Genomic DNA, 20,821 nt, shown 5'->3' with positions numbered 1-20,821 from the left:
ACACAGGTACGAAAAAAGGCAACCTGTAGCCAGCGTCAGGATCCGACCATGAACTGCCGTTTGTAGACAAATGGCGACAGTCTCCCCCCAAAAGGTTGCGACAGAACTTGTCACACCCTGCGCCTAGGATAGAATCATACCAAGCAAGAGGGCATCACCATGAGTAAGAAGCTATTAAGACAATTGACCCTGGCGCGCTGTGTTCCCTATCGTCCGTACAAGCTGACCGCACGCCAGCTGCAAGAAAAACTGGAAGAAGAAGGCATTCAGGTCAGCCTGCGTACCGTACAGCGTGATCTGGAGGAAATGTCCGGAATGGGACTCTTCGATCTCACCTCCGATGATCGCAGCAAGCCTCATGGCTGGTGCTTTGAACGCAATGGTTTGAATGATTTTGCCAACTTCATGCCGCTCGGCCTGGCCATGGCGCTGAAAACCTGGAATGACCAGGCCGCCGACCTGCTGCCGGCCAGTGTGCTGAGCGAATTGAATCCGATTATCGACAAGGCCACTCAGGTCATCAAAGACAGCCAGAGCGAACTGGCCGGTCGCTGGATGGAAAACGTGGTGCGCCTGCCCAAGCCCTTTGCCGGCAGCCCGGATATTCGCCGCGCCACCACCATCCGCGATGCCCTGTGGCGCGGCCGGAAATTCAGCGCCGAAATCAAGCGGGTAATCAAGAACCGCACCGTCTGGCTGCGTTATGAACAGGTGAACCCGCTCGGCATCGTCAGTCGTAAAGACAACACCATGCTGTTGTGCACCGTATCGGACATGGATCCCAAGATTTACGGTATTCCCTTCGAACACATCAAGGATGTAGAGCTGACCAGCCGTCCGGTAACACAGCCGCGAGAGTTCAGCGTCAACAAGCTGATCCGCGAGAAGGGTTACCATGAAGAGTCCGATACCATTCACTTTGTCGGCCGGATCACCAACCCGAATCGGGCCATCATGGAAGATGCCATTCCAGGCAATAACCCCAGGTTGACCCGTTACGACAAGCAGAGCATGATGGTGGAAACCGACGTCAAGGATTCTCCCGAGTTTCGCCGCTGGTTGACCGATATGGCGGGAAAAGTCGAGATACTGGCGCCAGAATCGCTGAAAAAAAGCTGACTTGACAAGAACGTTACTGATCCCGGGGGCTGACTGGTTCAGCCCTTTTGTTTTTTCACGGAGTACCGGATGCGCGACCTCTATTTTGAACCGGCCGAACCGGATTGTGATGCGATTAATATCGGCGTCGTCGGCGTCGGCGGTTGCGGTGGTAACACCGTTAACCTGCTGGCCGATGGCGCCCTGCCCGAGCACGTTCATATCGTGGCCATGAATACCGATGCCAAGGCCCTGCAACAAAGCCAGGTCAACACCCTGCAGCTAGGCAAGATACTGACCCGGGGACTGGGCGCCGGTGCCCAGGCCGAAATTGGCCGGCAGGCCGCCGAAGAAAGCCTGGACGAAATCCGCGCCCAGTTGAATGGCGCGGATTTGTGTTTTATTACCGCCGGCATGGGCGGCGGTACCGGTACCGGCGCCGCACCCATAGTGGCCAAGGTGGCACGCGAGCTCGGCATCATGACGGTCGCCATCGTCACCCGTCCATTCGGCTTTGAAGGCAAGCAACGCGCAAAAGCCGCCGACGAAGGGCTGAAGGCTCTGGCCGAACACACCGATGCCCTGCTGGTGCTGCCCAACGATTACCTGCTCAAGGTACTTGGCGCCAAAACACCGCTGCTGCAAGCCTTTACCGAAAGCAGCAAGGTCATTCAGAATGCAGTCAAGGGGCTGGCGGACATTATAGGCCAGACCGGTCTTATCAACATCGACTTTGCCGATGTGCGCACCATCATGCGCCAGCAGGGCAAGGCGGTTATGGGCATCGGCCTCGGCAAGGGCGAAAACAAGGTCGCAGACGCCACCCTGCAGGCGCTGAATAATCCGCTGCTGGAGAAGGTAGAACTGGAACGCGCCCGGGGTGTGCTGCTCAACGTGGTGGCTTCGATGGACATCGGACTCGACGACTTCCAGAAAATCGGTGACCAGGTAGCCGAGTCCGTGGGCGAATACGCCACTGTGGTATCCGGCATCAGCCTGGATCCCAATCTGGTCGACAGCATACAGGTGACCATGATCGCCACCGGCATACAGCCGCCGCAAGAAACCATAGCGCCGTCTCAGCCCCAGCAGCAGGCCCCCATCAGCCAGCCGGAGTCGACGCCGGAAGGGCTCGATATTCCCGCCTTTCTGCGTCAACGACAGCAATAACGCAAAAGGCCGGTGCAATGCACCGGCCTTTTCACTTCTCGGTTTTCACCTCTGTTTTAAAGACAGAGGTTCCGACTTTACCTTATCCGAATACGTTCAGGCACCAGGTAATGGCAGGTATGGCCACTATGTCGATCAGCACGGCTCCGCACAACGGCGCCACAATAAAGGCCTTGTGCGAGAACACCTTGTAGCGATCGCATACCGCCCCCATGTTGGCCACCGCATTGGGGGTCGCCCCCAGGCCGTGGCCGACAAAACCGGCGCACAGCACGGCCGCATCGTAATTGCCCCCCATCAACCGGAACATCAGGAACACCGCCAGCAGCACTATTGCCAGGGTCTGCACCACCAGGATGATCAACAGTGACCAACCCAGATCCGCCAACTGCCACAGTTGCAACGACATCATCGCCATGGTCAGGAAAATCCCCAGACAAAAGTCGCTGACCACGTTGATGGCATTGTCCGGCATCTTCAGCAGGGAGAATTTCTCGTTCAGGTTACGCAGCACGATGGCAATAAACATGGCACCGACGTAAGAAGGCACAATAATGTCGAAATCCGAGCGCAGGTGACCACTCAGCCAGAGGCCGGCAACCATGGTACAGAGCACCACCGCCACGATTTTCAGCAGTAAAACACCGGTAATGGTAGCCGGCACGGGTCGCTCCGAAGCCGCCAGTGCTTCCAGATCATGCACCTGTTCGGCCTGAATATCGACCTTGTGCCGACTGATCAGCAGGCGGGCCACAGGGGCGCCCAGCAAACCGCCGGCGACCATGCCGAAGGTCGCCGCGGCCAGAGCTGCGGTAGTGGCACCGGCCACGCCCAGCGCTTCCGCTTCCGGGCCAAAGGCTGCGGCGGCACCGAAGCCCCCTTCCAGGGAAACGGCGCCGGCCATCAGGCCGAGCAGAGGGTGTTCACCCAGCAGGGAAGCGATGCCAATCCCCAGTCCATTCTGCAGTAACGCCAGCAGCCAGCAGGCGACCAGATAAATCCCCAGCACCTTACCGCCTTTTTTCAGCAGGGCCAGGCTACCACCCAGGCCGACGGTGGCAAAGAAGGCAATCATCAGGGGGGTTTGCAGGGCCGTATCGAACTTGAACTCGATCCCTCCCCAACTGCGGGCGGCCCACACCACCAGGGCGAAACCGAAGCCGCCGATCACCGGGGCCGGCACGCACAACTGGTGGAACAGTGGCACCTTGCGCTGCAATACCAGCCCCAGCATCAGCAGCAAGGCCGCCAGGGCCGTGGTGTTCATCACGTCGAGAGTAATGAGGTTCATTTTATTTCCCTATATCTACAACTAATTACAACATCAACCAAGACTGGCGAGCGAAGCCAGTCAGAGCCAACACATGGTGTCAGCCGGCAAGCCGGGCCAACAGACGGGCGGCCACGCGGGCCGTGCTTGAGTGCCGATCGCGAGCCGGGTTCAACTCGGCGATATCGGCCATTTTCATCTTGTTGCTGGACTTGATACGCTCCAGCGCATACTCCAGCAGCCCCAGATCCATGCCGCGTCCTGCCGGAGCACTAACGCCCGGTGCCAGACTGGCCGGCAACACATCCAGACAGACGGTGACATACAGCAGATCGACCTCGGCAATAGCCTGATCCAGGGCCGAATTCAGCAGTTGCAGATCCCAGCCATTCAGTTCTTCATCCAGCACGATACGGGTATTCAGCTGGCTGGCGCGCTCGAACAACGCATCGGTATTGTGGTAGCGGCTGACGCCGATGCAGGTGTAATGAAACGGTAATCCGCGTGCTTCGCACAGGGTGGCACACTGATTGAAAGGGGTGCCGGAACTGGCACGGGCCGAGCGACGCAAATCCAGATGGGCGTCGAAGTTGATGATGCCGATACGCGGAGTCTCTTGCTGGCGGCACTGGTGCTCCACCAGACCGCTGAAACTGGCATAGCCAATCTCGTGACCGCCGCCCAGGCCTATCACCCGATGCCCGGCGTCCATGAAGGCCGCCACCTTATCGGCATACAGCGTCTGGGCCGCTTCCAGCTCGTCCCCGTGGCAATGCACATCGCCACCGTCGTAGAGAGGCGTATCCAGATGCCAGGCCAGATTGGCAGTCGCGGTCCGCAGCGCTTGGGGGCCCGCGGCGGCACCCACCTGTCCCTGGTTTCGGAGCACGCCGGCATCACAACAGAAGCCCAGCAATACCAGACCGGCAGCCTGTTCATCTCCGACAGCCTGCACCTGCTGGTGCCAGCGGCGGGCCAGCTCGCCCTCGTCATTATCTACGCGTCCCTGCCACAGGGACATGTCGGCCGCTTGGTATCTGGTCTGCTCCATTACAACTCCTAATACAATCAACTAATAACTTATCGCGCCCAGGCGCGCCGCGGCATCACAGGTCCAGCGAATCCACTGACTCTGATTACCGCCAACCCGGCCTGCCGGCGCCATCAGGCTGATGGCGCCGAGCAGGTGTTCCCGGCTGCCCAATACCGGCGCGCTGACACCCCAGACTCCGGTGTCGATTTCGCCTTGTGACACCGCATAGCCCTGCTCCCGAACCTGTTCCAGCGTCTGAATCATCAGAGTCTGCTCCGCTTGCGGCCACTCTGCCAATATAGGATCTCGCAATGTCTCATCCATAAACGCCAGTAAGGCCCTGGCACTGGCACCAAAGCGCAAGGGCTGGGAATAGCCTTTCTGATAGCAGCAACGCAGAGCCTGAGAGCTGTCGATCATCTCGACACACAGGGCCCGGTTGCCGGAAATCATCATCAGGGCGGCACTTTCTCCGGACCGCTCCGCCAGCTCGGCCAGCAAGGGGCGAGCCCAGGTCAGAACGCTGTTCTGGTGCTCGAAGCCGGCCGCCAGTTGTACCGCCATGGGGCCGGGCGCATATTTGCCGCTTTGGCGCTCCTGCACCAATGACCAGCGACACAGCACCGCCAGATAACGATAGGTGCTGGACAATGGCAGACCGGTAAGGTCGGCGAGTTCACGGGCGGTAATGGCGCCGGGAGCCGTTACCAGGAATGACAGCAGCGTAAACGCCTTGTCCTGAGAGCTGATTTTGATGGTCATGATCCTGTCCTTGCGGCGTACATTGCCTGAAAAAACGACGGTGTAAACTTATATTCTCACAATATGAGAATATAATGTAAATACAGTGCTATTTTTCTAGGAAAACGCGACATAAACTACCATTATTTAACATATATTCGATAATCGGCAGAGGCGTCATCCTCATGCTGACGACGCCGGCAGTGTCGTCATCATGAGGAGAAAGAAGGGATAAAAGCGGAAAACGCAGACAAGAAAAAGGGCAAGCCAATCGGCTTGCCCGTCATGAAGAATACCAGTTGATTATCCGGGTCACCAACCCGGATGACTGAACTTCGAAAGCAATCTAGGGTCTCGAGTGATATTAAATCCCCTAAAACCTTAAAAACCCAGCATTGATTAACCAATCTTTGATACTGCTCGCGTTATTGTCCCCTTACCCGATAAAAGCGTGAGGGCTCTCACACCGCTATATGACGATATCCGCCCATACCAGACGGTGATCCGAGCTGGCCCGGCGTTCGGGCCAGCCTCGCCTGTTCCAGAACAGCTCGGCTCCTGGCCGATGCGCCGGCGGCCAGAACACCCCGCTTGCCAGGGGCTGCAAACTTGCACTCGGCAGCACATAATCGAGCCGCAGTCCCTGACTGTGCGTCCAGAACCGAGGTGATCCCTGGCGCGCCGTCATGCCCCTGAGCGCAAAGCCGCCGCGTGAGGCCGGCCGCAGCCGCCCCGATGCCACACTGTGATTAAGTGCCGGATTGGCCAGCAACGCCTGAATCCCCTCACGGAAGCCGTCGCCATCCTGTGGGTCCGCATTAAGATCCCCCAGGATTACAAAATCCGATCCGGGATCCAGTCCGCCTCTGCCGCCCGCATCATCCACCAGATAGCCTCCCCGTCCGGGGCAAATATAGTCATGCCATAACCTCAGTTCATCGTGGTTACGACAGCTGTTGCGTCGTTCCTCACCTTCATCGATGGGCGGCGCCGGATGGCAGACCAGCAGGTGCAGCACCCGGCCATTGGGCAGGCGCACCGGCAGGTCGAGATGATTCTTGGACGACAGCGGCAGTATTGCCAGCGCCTCGGCGCCGTAGTAACTGCCAGACTCGGTCATCGGCAGCCGGGCACCGGGCATGTCTCGCCATAAGAAGTGGCGAAAACTGCGCATCTGCTCAAATAACAACGGAAAGCGCGACAGCACCGCGAAGCCGTACTGCCCATGAAAGGTGCCGAAGCCCAGACCGTCGGCCGGCAGCACAGGATTGCCCGTCCCATGCAGCGCCACCGGAGCCAGCAGGCCGGTATTGGTCGGCACCAGATAGCGATAAGGATACTCGATGCCCAACTCTCCACTGGCCAGATAGCCCTCACAAAACAGCTGCAAATGACTATCTTCCAGCCCGTCGCCATCATGATCAAATTCGTTCAGCAACAGCACATCCGGCCTGATGTGCTGCACAATACGGGCGATATTCCGGGGCTGACGATGGCCCGCCGCCAGATCGGCGGCCAGCTGGCCCGGTCGGGCACGATCCAGGGCCACATTGAAGGTGGCGGCTCTCATTTTTAAGGGCGACATCATGCAGCCGACTTGCCTTTATTGTTCAAACTGTCATCATTCTCGTATTAATCGCCGTTTTCAAGGATGAAAATGATGTTCGGCACCATAAGTCTGATTTCGCTGGCACTGTTCGGCCTGCTGCATGCGCTGCGCCGCCGCCAGGAACGCTTTTTGATCACCATAGAGGGCATTCACCTCAAGGTGAAACGCGGGCAACCACCGCAGGCACTGATTCATCATTGCCGACAGCTGATGCTGGATGCACGCACCCTGAAGGGCACAGTTCGCGGCCTCAAGAAAGGTGACGGCGTTGTGCTCAGCTGCTCGCGCAGCATTCCCGCTTCCTACCGTCAGGACATTCACCTCTTTTGGCTGCAGCAACCCTGAGCAGTCATGTCGTATGGGACTGTCATGCAGTCTTGAACGGTCATGCAGTCTTGAACGGTCATAAAGTGCCACTGTCATCACCAGCGCCAGGCCATCGGTCTCAAAATTGCCTTGGCACGCTTGACCTGAACACGATTTCCCGCTTTGCTGGAGATACTACTCTTGATAAGGTCGAACGATGAAATTATATCCTCTGTTACTCTGTGGTCTGCTGGCCGCCTGTGCCAGTCAGCCTCCGGCCGAGCAGGCCGAACAACCGACCCCCGACACCAGCAGCCAGACTCCTCGGGAAGTCACTCCCAAGGGAGAATTCGCCCAGATTGACGTCAGCCGCTCCCAGCAGGCGATGGATGACATTACCGGCGGCAAGGCCGACACCATCAACGACATCCTGAAAAATCCCAACGAGTACGCACCGCCGGTGTTGTATTTGATCTCCGCCATCATGTTCGACAACGACTATCAGGATCAGGCCACTTTCTGGTATTACGCCGCCCAACTGCGAGCCCGCAGCGATGCCAACAAATCCGGCGATGACACCGCTCACAGTGCAGTCAATCAGCTGAATCAGCGCTTCGGCGTCCGTATCGCCCCTTATTCCACGAGCAATCCACAACGGCTGCAAGGCATCGTCAGCCAGGTACTGGAATGGGATAGTGAACAGTCCCGCAGCTATGATCCGCGCTGGATTGCCCTGCAGGGCAAGGATGTGGTCACCGAGACCAAGATCGATTTCGCGCCTCGTGACAGATGGCAGGAAATCGACGCCCTGACCCGCAACCAGTTCCGCCAGGGGCTGGAGCAGGCACTGACCAAGTTACGCCAGGCACCGGCCAAGTAAAACGTCCTCTTTACTCTTCTGCTCACATCCCGGTCTTTACCGGGATGTTTTATTTTGTGGCCCTGATAATCTAGCGCTTATCACGGGGTGGTTGGCGTCGCCGTCGGCCTTCCTCAATTCAAACACCGACTCGCACAACATTCTCGGGTTCGTGTGTCACACACCGGGAGCACAGGAGAGCACATTCATGAAGGCATCATCCCATCACCAGATTCACGTCTGGGACTGGTCCATCCGGTTGTTTCACTGGAGCCTGCCGCTACTGCTGTTTTTGCTTTGGCAGTCGGCCGGCGATGATATGGAGCAGCACATGCTGTTCGCCCAGTTGCTGCTGGGACTGCTGCTGTATCGCATCATCTGGGGCTTTATCGGTACCCCTTATGCCCGCTTCGGCCATTTCATCTACCACCCGGGCCACATCATCGCCTACCTGCGCGCCAGCCTGACGCCGCACAAGCCGGTGTACCTCAGCCATAATCCGCTCGGCGGCGTCATGGTGCTGGTAATGCTCGGCACCTTGTTGTTTCAGGCCGGTACCGGCTTGTTCGCCTCCGACGACATCTTCTATGAAGGGCCGCTGTACAGCTATGTCTCGGGCGCCACCACCAGCTGGATGACCGATTGGCACAAGTCCTGGTTTTACCAGGGGCTGCTGCTGATCATCGGGCTGCATGTACTGGCCATAGTGCTGTATCGGTTACGTGGCGAGGGCCTGGTCAAGGCCATGATCACCGGCCACAAACAGACGCCCATCGACCGGGTAATGGATCGGTTGGAGCAGAACATCCACGCCTTTCCCTGGTTGCGCTTCGCGTTGTCTGTCGCACTGGCGGCCGGCACCATCTGGACGCTGTTCAACGCCTTCTGACCCCTGAACCGGCCATAAAAAAAGGAGCCTTTCGGCTCCTTTTTTGTTCGAGCCTAGACTTAATCACGATAGTCGTCGTGGCAGGCCTTGCAGCTTTTCAGCAGCTTGCCCACGGCGGGTTTAGCCTTGGCTTCATCGAAACCCGGCTCGCCGGACACCGCAATCAGCTCTTGCAGCGCACTGCCAAAGGCCTTGCCCTTGGCGCTGAACCCGTCCATGTCTTCCCAGGCTGCGGGCAGCATATTGCTGTCGGCTTGGCCTTTGGTCGACGGCACATAGGTTTCGCCCAGCAGCTTGCCGACGTTACTCATGTTCACCGCACGCTGATGCAGCGCTTCGCCATCAAAATCGGTCTCGCCTTTTATCATGGCGCCCATCACCTTGGCCTGTGCACTTATCACCTGATAGATGGACTGACGGTACTTGACCAGGTCATCCGCCTTGAAAATGTCAGACTGGGCGGCAACGGTAGTAGCGAAAGCGCCGCCAATGGCCAGCAGCACGACTTTCTTCAACATGTTTTGCTCCTTTTAAATTATTTTCCAGTGCTCATGAAACAGCTTCGCATTAATTAGCGGCTTACGGTAAACCATAGAATCGGGCAAAGCCACCACCAAAAAGTGAAGTTGCGACGCTACTCCTGATCCACCCAAATGAGGCCACTCGTATCGAAGCCCAGCGCTTTCGATCTACTCACAAAGCGGGCCTTCAGGTAAGCCTCCTGCTCGTCGTTAACAAAATAGGCTCTCCCTTCCGCCTCCTTTACCTCTCCATTACCGGCATCGACGCCCCGGTTGAGCACCCGAATACCGCCATCTTCGCGTGGCTGATACTCCGCACTCACTCGCTCCAGTCCCCGCTCGAAGGAATGATCCAGCCGGGCCACTTCATACCATTCGCATTTTCTCTCCGGTAACCTGTCATCGATGAGCAACACCCGATTGCCTCAGGGCTTGACGCACTGTGTCAGCAACCGGGCGAAAAAATCGCTGCCCTTGCGGCGGGCAAAGTGAATATTGCGATCGGGGATGGACTCGGGATCGTCATAGTCTGCCAGGGCTCTTTCCATGCTGTCTTCACGGATCAGATGCAGAGTGGGATAAGGCGAGCGATTGGTATAGTTGGCGGCATCATCCTGAGGTTCGCCATCGAAACAGTAGTCGGGATGAAAGGTGGCCAGCTGGTATTTACCCTCGAAGCCCTGTTCAAACAACAGCTCGTTGGCCATGTCGACCAGATCCAGGTAGGCATAAAAACCCTCGAAGCCACGGGGAATGATCACCAGGGTGGTTTCCACCTCCGGCTGCTCATCCAGCAACGCGCATTCGGCCAGCAGCGCCTGCAGCACCACCGCCGGCTTGTGCTCTTCCACCACCACATAACGAATGCTGGCACGCTCCACTTCCCGCCGGGCGAAGGGGCATAGGTTGTACTTCACGATCACCTGCTTCACCCAGTTTGCGGTGTGCTCTATGTATTTCGCTTGTTCTGACTGTGTGTGTTCTGACTGTTCTGACATGGCTCATCTTCTCTATCTGATTCTGCTCACCCGGCCGGGAAGTTCGTCCGCCCGCGACCATGGTAAGCCATATTCGGGGCCGGGAGATATTACCGATAAAGCTGGCCATTGTGTTTCAACCAGCCGCCCGGGTGACGCCCTCCGGGATCGTGATGGGTCCAGTGCACCACGCCCCCCTTGTTATTCCATTCATACTCGCCGTAAAACGCCACCGTATCGCCCACTTTCAGGCCGTCGATACGCGGCGCCAGATCGATATTATGGGCAATCAGCAGGGTCTGGCCGCCCGGCAATGACAGCAGAAAACGCTGATGGCGAGCGCCCTTGTCATCATCCGCCAGCAGGCGAACCACCCGGCCACGCCCCTCCACCTGTACATCGCTCTGCCGGTTCCGATAGGCCAGCGCGAGCGGGTTTTCGGCTGTCTGCCCGGTCGATAAGAAGGAAAAAATCTGAGGATTTTGAGCCAGGCCGCCGACAAGACCGAGGCCTATCAGCAGGGTAATAAGGCGTCTTTTCATCGATTCGCCGGCCTCTGGTAGTCAACGGGGGTTATTCTTTGGTAAAGGCGATATCCGCATAATAACCGATGGCGGTGCCCTTGCCGTTATCGGCGTCGGTCATGATGGCTACCGCCTCGATATAACGAAAGTCCTTGCCGAACAGCCGCCGCAGATCCGCCTTGAGGTTGCGCTTTTCGCTCACCCAGCCGCCGCCGTCCTGCCGATTGCGCAGCGCCAGCATCATCGCCTTGTCACCGGCGAAGGGGTTGGCCCAGCTCTGCCCCACGCCGGCCTGCTGCGCCCAGACGTAGCTGATGGCCTTGCTGCTCAGCCGGGTCCAGCCGTCGCGCACCACCACATAGACCCGCACCGCGAAGTCGTCCCCCGCCTTGACGCGCTCGTCGGTCACCGTCGGAAAACGCTCCACCCGCCAGCGCCAACTGAGCCAGGGCGTGGCATCCAGATCGATACGCTGCTCGTAGAAGAGGGCGGACGCCGCCGCCCGGCTGCTGGCCCGCACGACCTGCTGTTGCAACTGCCGGTCGAACACCAGTCGGTACTCGGTATCGCCGGCAAAGCTTTTTGGCTCCCAGCCAAGCATATCGGCCGGTGAAAACTCCATCGTCTGCGCCGAAGCAAACCATGCCGGGGCAGACAGCACAGTAGCAAATAATGCCAGTAACAAGCGGCCCCGGGCGGCGATAGTGAAGATACCAAAAAACATAGCGACGTCCTGAATGATGAACCTTCCGCCAGTATAGGCTCTGGTCTGCGAGAGCCCGCCGTATCAGCCTCGAAAGAGGAGCCACACAATGGCGGCCAGCATCGCCAGATTACCCGCTACCGTGAGCCGGAACACACGACGGAACGACAGTTTCTGAAACTTGTGCCTGAACCATAGTTGAGCCAGCCAGGCTCCAGGCCAGCCACCAAACAGGGCCAGCCAGTGCAGGGTACGTTCGCGAATGCGCCAGTTGCCCTTGATGGCGGCGCGCTTGTCCCACCAGTACACACCAAAGGTGATCAGGCTGAGCACCCCATAAAACCCCGGCAACCAGAACATCATCAGTTCCATCTTCATGCGGGCTGCTCCTCGTCTTGCTCCCGCAACTGCAACTGCCACAACCGGGCATAGCGGCCATGGGCAGCCAGCAGTTCATGATGGCTGCCCTGCTCGACGATGCGGCCATGGTCCATCACCAGAATATGGTCCGCATCCACCACGGTAGACAGCCGGTGGGCAATCACAAGGCTGGTCTGTCCGCGGGAGACCTCGCGAATGGCCTGCAGTATGCTCTGCTCCGAGCGGCTGTCGAGGGACGAGGTCGCCTCGTCGAACACCAGTATCGGCGGCCGCTTGAGAATGGTGCGGGCTATGGCCACCCGCTGCTTTTCGCCGCCGCTTAGCTTGAGGCCCCGCTCGCCCACCAGGGTATTGTGCCCGTCCGGCAGGCGGGCGATAAAGTCATCCAGATGCGCCAGCCGAATGGCCTCCTGCACTTCCTCTTCGCCGGCATCGATGCGGCCGTAGCGGATGTTGTCGTAGATGGAGGCGTTAAACAGCACTGTGTCTTGCGGCACTATGCCGATGGCCCGGCGCAACGAGTCCTGGGTAACGGTGCGGATATCCTGGCCGTCGATCAGCACGGCGCCCTCATCCACCTCGTAAAAGCGGAACAGCAGCTTGACCAGGGTCGACTTGCCCGCGCCACTGGCGCCCACCACCGCCACCTTTTGCCGGGGCCGCACACTAAAGCTGACCCGGTCCAGAATGGGCCTGTCCGGGCCATAACCGAAGCCGACTTCACGAAATTCAATCTCGCCCCGGCTGATGACGACCGCAGGGGCATCGGGGGCATCCTTGATGGCCGGCGTCCGGCGCAGCAGGTCGAACATGCGCTCCACATTGGCCATGGAGCCCTTCATTTCCCGATACACGAAACCGAGAAAGTTGAGCGGCATGAACAGCTGCATCATGAAGGCGTTGATCAGCACGAAATCACCCAGGGTCATGGTACCGGCCACCACGTTGCGCCCGGCCAGCACCATCATCACCGTCATCGCCAGGGCGATGATCAGCGCCTGACCACCGTTCAATGCAAACAGCGTCAGCCGGTTCTTGCGTCGCGCCTGCTCCCACAGGGCCAGATCGGTGTCGTAACGCTCGGCTTCAAAGCGCTCATTGGTAAAGTATTTCACCGTCTCGAAGTTGAGCAGGCTGTCCACCGCCCGGGAATTGCTCTGGGAGTCGGCCTGATTGGCAGCCCGTACATAGCCGGTACGCCAGTCGGTGGCCACTACAGACCAGGCCACGTACAGCACCACCGCCACCAGGGTGGTAAGCGCAAACCATACCGAGTAATTGACCAGCAATACCCCCACCACCAGGGCGATCTCGAACAGGGTCGGCACTATGTTGAACACCATGAAGCGCAGCAGAAAGCTGACCCCCGATACGCCCCGCTCTATGTCCCGTGACAAGCCACCGGTGCTGCGATTGAGATGAAAGCCCAGCTCCAGCCGGTGCAGGTGATTGAACACCGCCAGCCCGATGCGGCGCATGGCCCGCTCCGTGACCCGACCAAACAGGGTGTCGCGAATTTCGCCGAACAGCACGTTGGCAAAACGCACGGTGCCGTAGGCCAGCAGCAGCCCCAGCGGCAACGCCAGTACCTTGTTTTCACCGGTGTCCATGGCATCGACGATGTGTTTTAGAATAAAGGGCAGGCCCACGCTGGCCACCTTGGCCGCCACCAGACAGCCCAGGGCCAGCAACACCCGGCCGCGATATTCGAGCAGATAGGGTAGCAGGGTGCGCAGTGTCTGCCAGTTGAAGGAGGCGTCTTCCACCTCGGGATGATAAGAACCGTGTCGCATGAGTCAGTTGATTGCGGGGGGATACCCCTGAGCATACTCTCCTTTGGCGCAACAGGCAGCCTGGCGCATCAGGCCACCGGCGGTGAAGGCCAGCGCCGGGCGCAGCGGCAGCCCCGCCGCCGCCAGCCGCCGGGCCACCCAGGTGTTGCAGGTGTGAAACAGGTGGTAACGCTCTACCGAGCCAAAAAAGCGGCCGCCGCCATAGCGGCCCGTTCCCACGCCTTGCGGCTTCCCTTCGCCATCCCGTACAAAGGACGCGGCCACCTCATTCAGCAACAGTGTCATGCCGGCGGGCGAGACACTCAGCTCCAGCATGGGCAGCGCGGAAAAATACGTACCCGGTGGCCCCGATAAGGGCACCAGGTGCAGTACCGCCTCCGTGGGCCAGAGCAGGGCACGCAACGCCAGCCCGGCGCCCGCCTGTTCGCTCTGGTAAAAGGCCCGATCGCCCCAGCCCATCTCGTAAAACCGGGCACCGGGAAAGATGACACCGAGTTCCGGCAGGCGCCGCTCCAGCTCCGCCGCCGGCACCACCAGCCCCACGTGCAGACCGTGATCCACCAGATACAGGGTGTGTGCTTTATTCACCGCCGGCCGCCACTCCCCGGCCACACCACAACCGGCGCAGAGCAGACTGAGTAGCAGAACAAGCCGAAGATACATATTGGCCTCTCAGGAGACGGGGCTGACCTTGAGTATTGCAGACAGGGGAAGCAAAACGGGCCCCGAAGGGCCCGTTTGGAGTGATGATGAACGCCTGAATTAAACCGAACCGCGACGCGACGTCGGCTTGAATGCATTGTCAGACCGATCGCCCTGGCAGCAATCGATATGCCGTTAACGACACTGGGGGTGGGACTGGATGTCGTCCGCGGCAATGACCTTGCCCTCTGCCATGGTGAGCTGGACACAAAGGTGGCTATGCGCATGGTAGTAGATGCCATATTGCGTGTTGCCGCTTTCAAGCGAATCGACGTTCTTGAATCCACGCTCAGTCATGACGTCAAGGGAACTAATTGAATCTTTTCCAGCCAGATCCTTGTAACGAGGGGCATGTACAGGCGCCTCCTGGCTTGCTGTTACAAATCCCGCCTTCGCGTTCTCGGCCTTCGTCTTGTTGATATCGCAACCTTGTGCTTCAGTAACCTGCGTGCAACCTGATTGCTCCAACTTCTTGGCGTAATTCTTATTGATGGCATGTGCACTGAAACTCGTCAGCACACATACTGCGGCCATACTCACAAATGAAAGCTTGATCATGCTCATTTTTTGTTTCCTTCAGTAGACTGATTTGACATCAAATTTCAACACACCCTGGAGGAGAAACGGCGGCGGCAAAAACACCTTACACCTCCCCGTCAGGCGTAAACCTAACTATAGAAGGTGTCTACTTCTTATGAGTAACCCGGAGGCCTAATGCTTGAGCTGAGGGTTTCTGGCAACCGCTTTCCGGGTTCAAGCGCTTCCCTGCCGACTTATTTTATGCCCAGTTTTGTCACTCCATCGGTAAAAGACAATGGCGAAATGTCTTTTTGCGAGGCTTTGATAAGTCCCGGGTGAGACCAATCACGCCTTGGTGTAAGCTGGTGGCTCTGATCCTGGGGAGGAAATGCGTATGGAACAGCTACCGGAACAGTGCATTTATCGCCTGCAACTGCATCGCGAAGGCGGTCTGCGGCCACTGGCGGCGGGCTCGGCGCTGCCGGCGGCCACGCCGGTGTGGCTGCACCTGGACTACGAGCAACCCCAGGCCGCCGACTGGCTGCGCACCACTTCCCTGGTCAACGAAGCCGCCCGCGAGGCGCTGCTGGGCCAAAGCAGCCGGCCCAAGCTAGTGCGCCAGGGCGACAGCCTGCTGCTCACCCTGCGCGGCATCAACCACAACCAGGGCGGCAGCCCGGAAGAAATGGTGGCGCTGCGCATCTACATTACTCCCTCGTTGATTGTCAGTAGCCGGCACCGACCATTGCTGTCGGAGCAGGACGTTTACGAGCAACTCGCCGACAGCGATGGTCCGGTCACTCAGGGAGACTGGTTGGTGGAAATGTGCGACGCCCTCACCGACCGGGCCGGCGAGTTCGTGGAGAGCCTGCACGACCAAATCCTGGAACTGGAAGAGCGCATACTGGAGCGGGAAAGCCCGGCCCAGGGCCAGCTGGGCCGCATTCGCAAACAGCTGATCCTGGTGCGTCGCTACCTCTCACCCCAGCGGGATCTGGTGGCCCGGCTGGCCAGCGAAAAAATAGGCTGGCTCAACGACGATGATCGCCGTCGTCTGCTCGATATTGCCGACCGGCTGCGCCGCTGGCTGGACGATCTGGACGCCGGTGTGGCCCGCACCGCCGTGCTGGCCGACGAGGTCAATAACCTGATGGCCGAAGCCACCAACCAGCGCGCCTACCAGATGTCAGTCATGGCGCTGCTGTTTTTACCCGCCAGCTTTCTCACCGGCCTGTTCGGCATCAACCTGGGCGGCATGCCGGGAGCCGACAGCCCGTTCGCCTTCTGGACCTTCTGCCTGATCCTCGCCGGACTGGCCGTGGGGCTGGGCCTCTGGCTCAAGCTACGCCGCTGGTGGTAATGGCGCCAGCTTCTCCCGAATTACAGCCATAAAAAAGGCCGGAGGGGATAATCCCCTCCGGCCTTTTATACTGTTATCGCCGAGGCTCAGGCGGCCAGGGGCGTGATGCGCACCTGGGCGATGCGGAAGTCTTCCACTTCCGTGACCTCGAAACGCAGATCTTCGCGCTCGAACACGGCGCCGGACTCCGGCAGCTGACCGCTCCAGGCCAGCAACATGCCGGCCAGGGTGGCGTACTCGTCGTCCGGATCCACCAGCCCGCGGCGCGACAGTACCTGCTCCAGATAGTGCAGATCGGTGCTGCCCTTCACCAACCAGCCACCTTCTTCGCAGACCACTTCGGGATCTTCGTCTTCATCGAGAAACTCGCCGACGATGGCCTCCAGCAAGTCATGCGGCGTCACCAGCCCCTGTACGGTACCGAATTCGTCGTTCACCAGTACCATGTTGCCGCGCGCATCGCGCAGTATGTTGAGCAGACGGATCACGCTGATACTGTCCGGCACTATGATGGGGTCATTGCCCTCGGCCAGTTCGGCCAGGGTTTTGCCTTCTTTCAGGCCCACCATCAGATCCTTGGCACGCACCACACCCAGCAGGTTGTCCAGTTCGCCATCGCATACCGGAAACTGGCTGTGAGAAGAGGCCATCAGCTCGGCGATCACATCTTCCCGGCTGTCGGCCACGTCCAGCCAGACAATATCGGATCTGGGCGTCATCACGGTGCGAATGGAACGCTCGGCCAGTGACAGCACGCCGCTGATCATGTTGCGCTCTTCTTCCGCAAAGCCCTGAGCCTGGGCTTGTGCCTGGGTCTGCGCTGGTTCGTCATGCGCGTGATCCTTGCCGCCCATCAGACGAAAAATGGCGGCGGTGGTCCGCTCGCGCAGTGGTTGACGAGCTTCTTCCTTGGCGGAGTTACGCTGGGCCAGCTGGTTGAGGAACTCGATCAGAATCGAGAAACCGATGGCGGCGTACAGGTAACCCTTGGGAATATGGAAGCCAAAACCTTCCGCCACCAGGCTGAAACCGATCATCAGCAGGAAGCTCAGACACAACACCACCACGGTGGGGTGAGCGTTGACGAAATCGGTCAGCGATTTGGAGGCAGCCACCATCACCAGCATCGCCAGTATTACCGCCGTCATCATCACCGGCAGGCTGTCTACCATCCCCACGGCGGTAATAATGGAGTCGAGCGAGAACACCGCATCCAGCACCAGGATCTGGGCAATCACCACGCCAAAACCGGCATAAACGGTGCTGGTTTCTTCTTCGTGCATCTTGCCTTCCAGCCGCTCGTGCAGCTCGGTGGTGGCCTTGAACAGCAGGAAAATACCCCCGCCCATCAGGATCAGATCCCGGCCCGAGAAACTCAGTTCACCCAAGGTGATCAGCGGCGCGGTCAGCGTGACCAGCCAGGACACCGCACTCAGCAACGCCAGGCGCATCAGCAGCGCCAGCGACAGACCGATAATCCGCGCCTTGTCGCGCTGATGGGGCGGCAGTTTCTTGACCAGAATGGCAATAAAGACCAGGTTGTCGATACCCAGCACGATTTCAAGAATAATCAGTGTGAGCAAGCCCGCCCAAATAGACGGATCCATCAGGAATTCCATGATTTACCTCTTAACAGGATGTAGATGAATGCAGATCAGCGAATAACGCAGGCCAGGCCGGCAAAATCAGTATAGCCGGGGCAGCAGACAAATCCGGATGTGGGGGCGAGCGCCGGGGACAGCAAAAGACAGGGGGGAAGTGACAATTCAGAACTCTGTTGCAAGCAACTTCGCGAGCAATCCATATGGTACACCGGCGGTTGACCGGACCTCTTGGTTAAAATGAACGCATATCATAATGGCAAAAAGCAGACAGGCAAGAGTATTTCTCTACAAATCCGGCGACGGCATCAACTGATGAAGGGATCCCCGGGCATGCCGAGTCCGGTAAAGGTAAGATAAAGACATTGATTGAAGACGGAGCCGACATCATGCCCAGACTACTGTTGAATGCCGATATGGGGGAGAGTTTTGGCCCCTGGGTCATGGGGCAGGACCAAGCCGTGATGCCCTTTGTGGACCTGGCCAACGTGGCCTGCGGCTTTCATGCGGCCGATCCCGACACCATGCGCGCCACCATAGCCCTGGCGATGAAGCACAAGGTACAAGTGGGCGCCCATCCCGCCTATCCGGATCTGGTCGGCTTTGGCCGCCGCACGCTGGCCTGCTCCCCCGCCGAGATAGAAAACATGGTGCTCTATCAACTGGGCGCGCTCGACGCCCTGTGCCGGGCCGAAGGCACCCGGGTGCACTACATCAAACCCCACGGCGCCCTCTACAACGACATGATGCGGGATGAGCAAAAACTGGCGGCGGTGATGAAGGCGGTGGCCGCCTTCGATGCCGGCCTGCCGTTGATGCTGATGGCCACCGCCGATCCGGTTCCGGCCCGCGCCCTGGCCGCCCGCCACGGCATTGGCCTGTGGTTCGAGGCCTTTGCCGATCGGGCCTACGACACCGAGGGCTTTCTGGTGTCCCGCTCCCTGCCCGGCGCCGTGCATCACCAAACGTCGCAGATACTGGAGCAGGCCCGGCGCATCGCCACCGGCCAGCCGCTGATCGCCAATGACGGCGGCGAACTGCGGTTGCAGGCCGACACCCTGTGCGTGCACGGCGACAACCCCGAGTCTATCGCGGCGGTGGCCGCCATTCGCCGCATGCTGGACACCCTGAAATGACCCCCCGGCTGGAAAATGCCGGCATGGACGCCTGGCTGGTGCGGCTGTTCGACACCATAGACGAGGGCAACATGAACTGGATCACCGCCCTGGTGGCAGACTGCGAGCGGGCCTTTGGCAACCGGCTGGTGGATCTGGTGCCCTCCTACACCACCCTGCTGGTGCAGTTCGACCCGCTCACGCTGGATCACGGAGAGGCCCGCGCCCTGCTGCAGGGCCTGCTGGCCGAGCTGATCCCGGTGGAGGAGGACGACAGCGCCCCGGTGCGCACCCTGCCGGTGTGGTATCACCCCAGCGTGGGGCCCGACCTGGCCCGGCTGGAGCAACACACAGGGCTGGATACCGACCGGATCATCGAACTGCACAGCGGCCACTGTTACCGGGTGTTCGCCCTCGGCTTTGCCCCCGGCTTCGCCTTTATGGGCACCCTGCCCGCGCCCCTGGAACTGCCCCGGCACGACAGCCCGCGGCCACGGGTGCCCGCCGGCAGCGTGGCCATCGCCGGCCGCCAGACCGCCGTCTATCCCAGCGTGACCCCCGGCGGCTGGAACCTGCTGGGGCGCACCCCCACCCGACTGTTCGACCCGACAAGTCGGCAACTGAGCCTGCTGCGGGCGGGCGACCGGGTGCGCTTTGCGCCCGTCGACCGCGCCGAATTCGAGCGCCAGGGCGGAGACACCACGCCCATGGAGACGCCATGAGCCTGTTCGTTCATAAACCCGGCCCGCTCAGTACCCTGCAGGACGCCGGCCGTTTCGGCGTGCGCCGGCTGGGCGTGACCCAGGGAGGACCGGCGGATGTGCACGCCTGGGCCTGGGCCAACTGGCTGGCGGGCAACCCCTGGGGCGCGACGGCGCTGGAGATCACCCTGGGCGGCGTCACCCTCGAGGCCGAGCGGCCCTGCCGCCTGGCCCTGTGCGGCGCCGACATGCCGGCCAGCGTCAACGCCGAGCCCCTGGCGCCCTGGTCCGCCTTTACCCTCAAGCCCGGAGACAAACTCAGCCTGGGCATGGCCCGGCACGGGCTGCGCGCCTATCTGGCGGTGGCCGGCGGCGTTGTGGCCGACCCCGTGCTGGGCAGCACCGCCTGCGTGGTGCGCGATGGCCTGGGCGGCCACAAGGGTGACGGCAGCCCGCTGGCGGCGGGCGACCGGCTGGCCTTTGATCCGGCCGCCCAGGGTTCGGCCCCGGCGCGCATCCTGCCCGCCGGCGAGCGCCGCGATTACACCGACGAGCCCAGGATGACGCTGATCCCCGGCGCCCAGTTCCGCCATTTTGACGATGCCAGCCTGCTCACCGCCTTTGCTCAGCCCTGGACCGTGGATCCGCGTTCGGATCGCATGGGGATCCGGCTGCAAGGATCCTTGTTGCACTGCAACATAGGATCCCTGATCTCCGAAGGACTCTGCCTGGGGGCGGTGCAGGTGCCCCCCGACGGCCGGCCCATAGTGCTGCTCAACGACAGGCAGACCATAGGCGGCTACCCTCGCCTGGGCACCCTTACCCCGCTGGCCTGCGCCCGGCTGGCACAATGCCGACCGGGCAGCGCGCTGCGCCTGCGCGCCATCAGCCAGGAGCAGGCTATCGGTGAATACCGGGCCTTTATCGCGCGGTTTTAGGCCACAAAAAA

Annotated in this window: 22 protein-coding genes and 1 pseudogene; 9 read left to right on the top strand and 14 right to left on the bottom strand. The window is 60.0% G+C overall.

Annotation, left to right across the window (positions count from 1 at the left end; translation table 11 throughout):
* The first annotated feature begins 159 nt into the window (after nucleotides 1-159).
* Together ACLEIV_RS05655 and ftsZ are read left to right on the top strand one after the other, a co-directional pair.
* Nucleotides 160-1,119: a helix-turn-helix transcriptional regulator gene (locus tag ACLEIV_RS05655; RefSeq protein WP_410455687.1), complete on the top strand. Its 960-nt coding sequence runs from the start codon at nucleotides 160-162 to the stop codon at nucleotides 1,117-1,119.
* 69 nt (nucleotides 1,120-1,188) lie between these two features.
* Nucleotides 1,189-2,268, top strand: coding sequence for a cell division protein FtsZ (gene ftsZ / locus ACLEIV_RS05650; protein ID WP_410455686.1), 1,080 nt, complete (start codon nucleotides 1,189-1,191; stop codon nucleotides 2,266-2,268).
* 82 nt (nucleotides 2,269-2,350) lie between these two features.
* Here the strand turns inward: ftsZ and gltS are convergent, their stop codons facing one another.
* The 4 genes from gltS to ACLEIV_RS05630 all read right to left on the bottom strand — a co-directional run bounded on the left by gltS (nucleotide 2,351) and on the right by ACLEIV_RS05630 (nucleotide 6,900).
* A complete protein-coding gene (gltS, locus tag ACLEIV_RS05645; RefSeq protein WP_410455685.1) occupies nucleotides 2,351-3,559 on the bottom strand; it encodes a sodium/glutamate symporter in 1,209 nt (402 codons plus the stop codon).
* 79 nt (nucleotides 3,560-3,638) lie between these two features.
* Nucleotides 3,639-4,589, bottom strand: coding sequence for a formimidoylglutamase (gene hutG / locus ACLEIV_RS05640; RefSeq protein ID WP_410455684.1), 951 nt, complete (start codon nucleotides 4,587-4,589; stop codon nucleotides 3,639-3,641).
* Between the two features lie 21 nt (nucleotides 4,590-4,610).
* Nucleotides 4,611-5,333, bottom strand: a complete 723-nt coding sequence (locus ACLEIV_RS05635; protein WP_410455683.1) for an IclR family transcriptional regulator — start codon at nucleotides 5,331-5,333, stop codon at nucleotides 4,611-4,613.
* A 448-nt stretch (nucleotides 5,334-5,781) separates the two neighbouring features.
* Entirely contained in the window at nucleotides 5,782-6,900 is a 1,119-nt protein-coding gene (locus ACLEIV_RS05630) for an endonuclease/exonuclease/phosphatase family protein (protein WP_410455682.1), read from the bottom strand.
* Between the two features lie 69 nt (nucleotides 6,901-6,969).
* Here ACLEIV_RS05630 and ACLEIV_RS05625 point away from each other — a divergent pair, with 69 nt between their 5' ends.
* The 3 genes from ACLEIV_RS05625 (at nucleotide 6,970) to ACLEIV_RS05615 (ending at nucleotide 8,975) form a co-directional block, all read left to right on the top strand.
* On the top strand, nucleotides 6,970-7,266 hold the full coding sequence (locus ACLEIV_RS05625) for a DUF3634 family protein (protein ID WP_410455681.1): 297 nt from the start codon (nucleotides 6,970-6,972) through the stop codon (nucleotides 7,264-7,266).
* 178 nt (nucleotides 7,267-7,444) lie between these two features.
* Nucleotides 7,445-8,107 carry a hypothetical protein gene (locus ACLEIV_RS05620; protein WP_410455680.1) on the top strand — a complete coding sequence of 221 codons (663 nt, stop codon included), beginning with the start codon at nucleotides 7,445-7,447 and terminating at the stop codon, nucleotides 8,105-8,107.
* A 187-nt stretch (nucleotides 8,108-8,294) separates the two neighbouring features.
* Nucleotides 8,295-8,975 carry a cytochrome b/b6 domain-containing protein gene (locus tag ACLEIV_RS05615; RefSeq protein WP_410455679.1) on the top strand — a complete coding sequence of 227 codons (681 nt, stop codon included), beginning with the start codon at nucleotides 8,295-8,297 and terminating at the stop codon, nucleotides 8,973-8,975.
* A 59-nt stretch (nucleotides 8,976-9,034) separates the two neighbouring features.
* Here the strand turns inward: ACLEIV_RS05615 and ACLEIV_RS05610 are convergent, their stop codons facing one another.
* The 9 genes and pseudogenes from ACLEIV_RS05610 to ACLEIV_RS05570 form a co-directional block, all read right to left on the bottom strand.
* The gene (locus tag ACLEIV_RS05610; protein WP_410455678.1) at nucleotides 9,035-9,493 is read right to left on the bottom strand and encodes a c-type cytochrome; all 459 of its coding nucleotides are present in this window, start codon (nucleotides 9,491-9,493) and stop codon (nucleotides 9,035-9,037) included.
* 116 nt (nucleotides 9,494-9,609) lie between these two features.
* Nucleotides 9,610-9,870 (bottom strand): annotated as a pseudogene (locus tag ACLEIV_RS05605) (lipocalin family protein); the annotation flags it as partial.
* 51 nt (nucleotides 9,871-9,921) lie between these two features.
* Nucleotides 9,922-10,494 carry a DUF1415 domain-containing protein gene (locus ACLEIV_RS05600; protein ID WP_410455677.1) on the bottom strand — a complete coding sequence of 191 codons (573 nt, stop codon included), beginning with the start codon at nucleotides 10,492-10,494 and terminating at the stop codon, nucleotides 9,922-9,924.
* A gap of 89 nt (nucleotides 10,495-10,583) precedes the next feature.
* The gene (locus ACLEIV_RS05595) at nucleotides 10,584-11,015 is read right to left on the bottom strand and encodes a DUF3465 domain-containing protein (RefSeq protein ID WP_410455676.1); all 432 of its coding nucleotides are present in this window, start codon (nucleotides 11,013-11,015) and stop codon (nucleotides 10,584-10,586) included.
* Between the two features lie 31 nt (nucleotides 11,016-11,046).
* Nucleotides 11,047-11,721 (bottom strand): DUF3047 domain-containing protein, encoded by a 675-nt coding sequence (locus ACLEIV_RS05590; RefSeq protein WP_410455675.1) that lies wholly within the window; start codon nucleotides 11,719-11,721, stop codon nucleotides 11,047-11,049.
* A 63-nt stretch (nucleotides 11,722-11,784) separates the two neighbouring features.
* Nucleotides 11,785-12,078, bottom strand: coding sequence for a DUF1294 domain-containing protein (locus tag ACLEIV_RS05585; RefSeq protein WP_410455674.1), 294 nt, complete (start codon nucleotides 12,076-12,078; stop codon nucleotides 11,785-11,787).
* Entirely contained in the window at nucleotides 12,075-13,874 is a 1,800-nt protein-coding gene (locus tag ACLEIV_RS05580) for an ABCB family ABC transporter ATP-binding protein/permease (RefSeq protein ID WP_410455673.1), read from the bottom strand. The genes ACLEIV_RS05585 and ACLEIV_RS05580 overlap by 4 nt, the downstream gene beginning before the upstream one ends.
* 3 nt (nucleotides 13,875-13,877) lie before the next feature.
* The gene (locus ACLEIV_RS05575) at nucleotides 13,878-14,537 is read right to left on the bottom strand and encodes a DUF2459 domain-containing protein (RefSeq protein WP_410455672.1); all 660 of its coding nucleotides are present in this window, start codon (nucleotides 14,535-14,537) and stop codon (nucleotides 13,878-13,880) included.
* A 174-nt stretch (nucleotides 14,538-14,711) separates the two neighbouring features.
* Nucleotides 14,712-15,140: a hypothetical protein gene (locus ACLEIV_RS05570; protein WP_410455671.1), complete on the bottom strand. Its 429-nt coding sequence runs from the start codon at nucleotides 15,138-15,140 to the stop codon at nucleotides 14,712-14,714.
* Nucleotides 15,141-15,489: 349 nt separating this feature from the next.
* Here ACLEIV_RS05570 and zntB point away from each other — a divergent pair, with 349 nt between their 5' ends.
* Entirely contained in the window at nucleotides 15,490-16,455 is a 966-nt protein-coding gene (zntB, locus tag ACLEIV_RS05565; RefSeq protein WP_410455670.1) for a zinc transporter ZntB, read from the top strand.
* A gap of 86 nt (nucleotides 16,456-16,541) precedes the next feature.
* Here zntB and ACLEIV_RS05560 read toward each other — a convergent pair whose 3' ends face one another.
* The gene (locus ACLEIV_RS05560) at nucleotides 16,542-18,074 is read right to left on the bottom strand and encodes a TerC family protein (RefSeq protein WP_410455669.1); all 1,533 of its coding nucleotides are present in this window, start codon (nucleotides 18,072-18,074) and stop codon (nucleotides 16,542-16,544) included.
* A gap of 371 nt (nucleotides 18,075-18,445) precedes the next feature.
* Between ACLEIV_RS05560 and ACLEIV_RS05555 the strand changes: the two genes are divergently transcribed.
* From ACLEIV_RS05555 to ACLEIV_RS05545, 3 genes are read left to right on the top strand one after another with little or no spacing between them, the layout of a single operon-like run.
* Nucleotides 18,446-19,192, top strand: a complete 747-nt coding sequence (locus ACLEIV_RS05555) for a 5-oxoprolinase subunit PxpA (RefSeq protein WP_410455668.1) — start codon at nucleotides 18,446-18,448, stop codon at nucleotides 19,190-19,192.
* Entirely contained in the window at nucleotides 19,189-19,893 is a 705-nt protein-coding gene (gene pxpB, locus ACLEIV_RS05550) for a 5-oxoprolinase subunit PxpB (RefSeq protein ID WP_410455667.1), read from the top strand. The genes ACLEIV_RS05555 and pxpB overlap by 4 nt, the downstream gene beginning before the upstream one ends.
* A complete protein-coding gene (locus ACLEIV_RS05545) occupies nucleotides 19,890-20,810 on the top strand; it encodes a 5-oxoprolinase subunit C family protein (protein WP_410455666.1) in 921 nt (306 codons plus the stop codon). Before pxpB ends, ACLEIV_RS05545 begins: the two co-directional genes overlap by 4 nt.
* Nucleotides 20,811-20,821 lie beyond the last annotated feature (11 nt).

The sequence above is a fragment of the Oceanisphaera submarina genome, from assembly GCF_046521305.1.
GTDB lineage: Bacteria > Pseudomonadota > Gammaproteobacteria > Enterobacterales > Aeromonadaceae > Oceanimonas > Oceanimonas submarina.
This window is presented reverse-complemented; position numbering and strand designations above follow the sequence as displayed.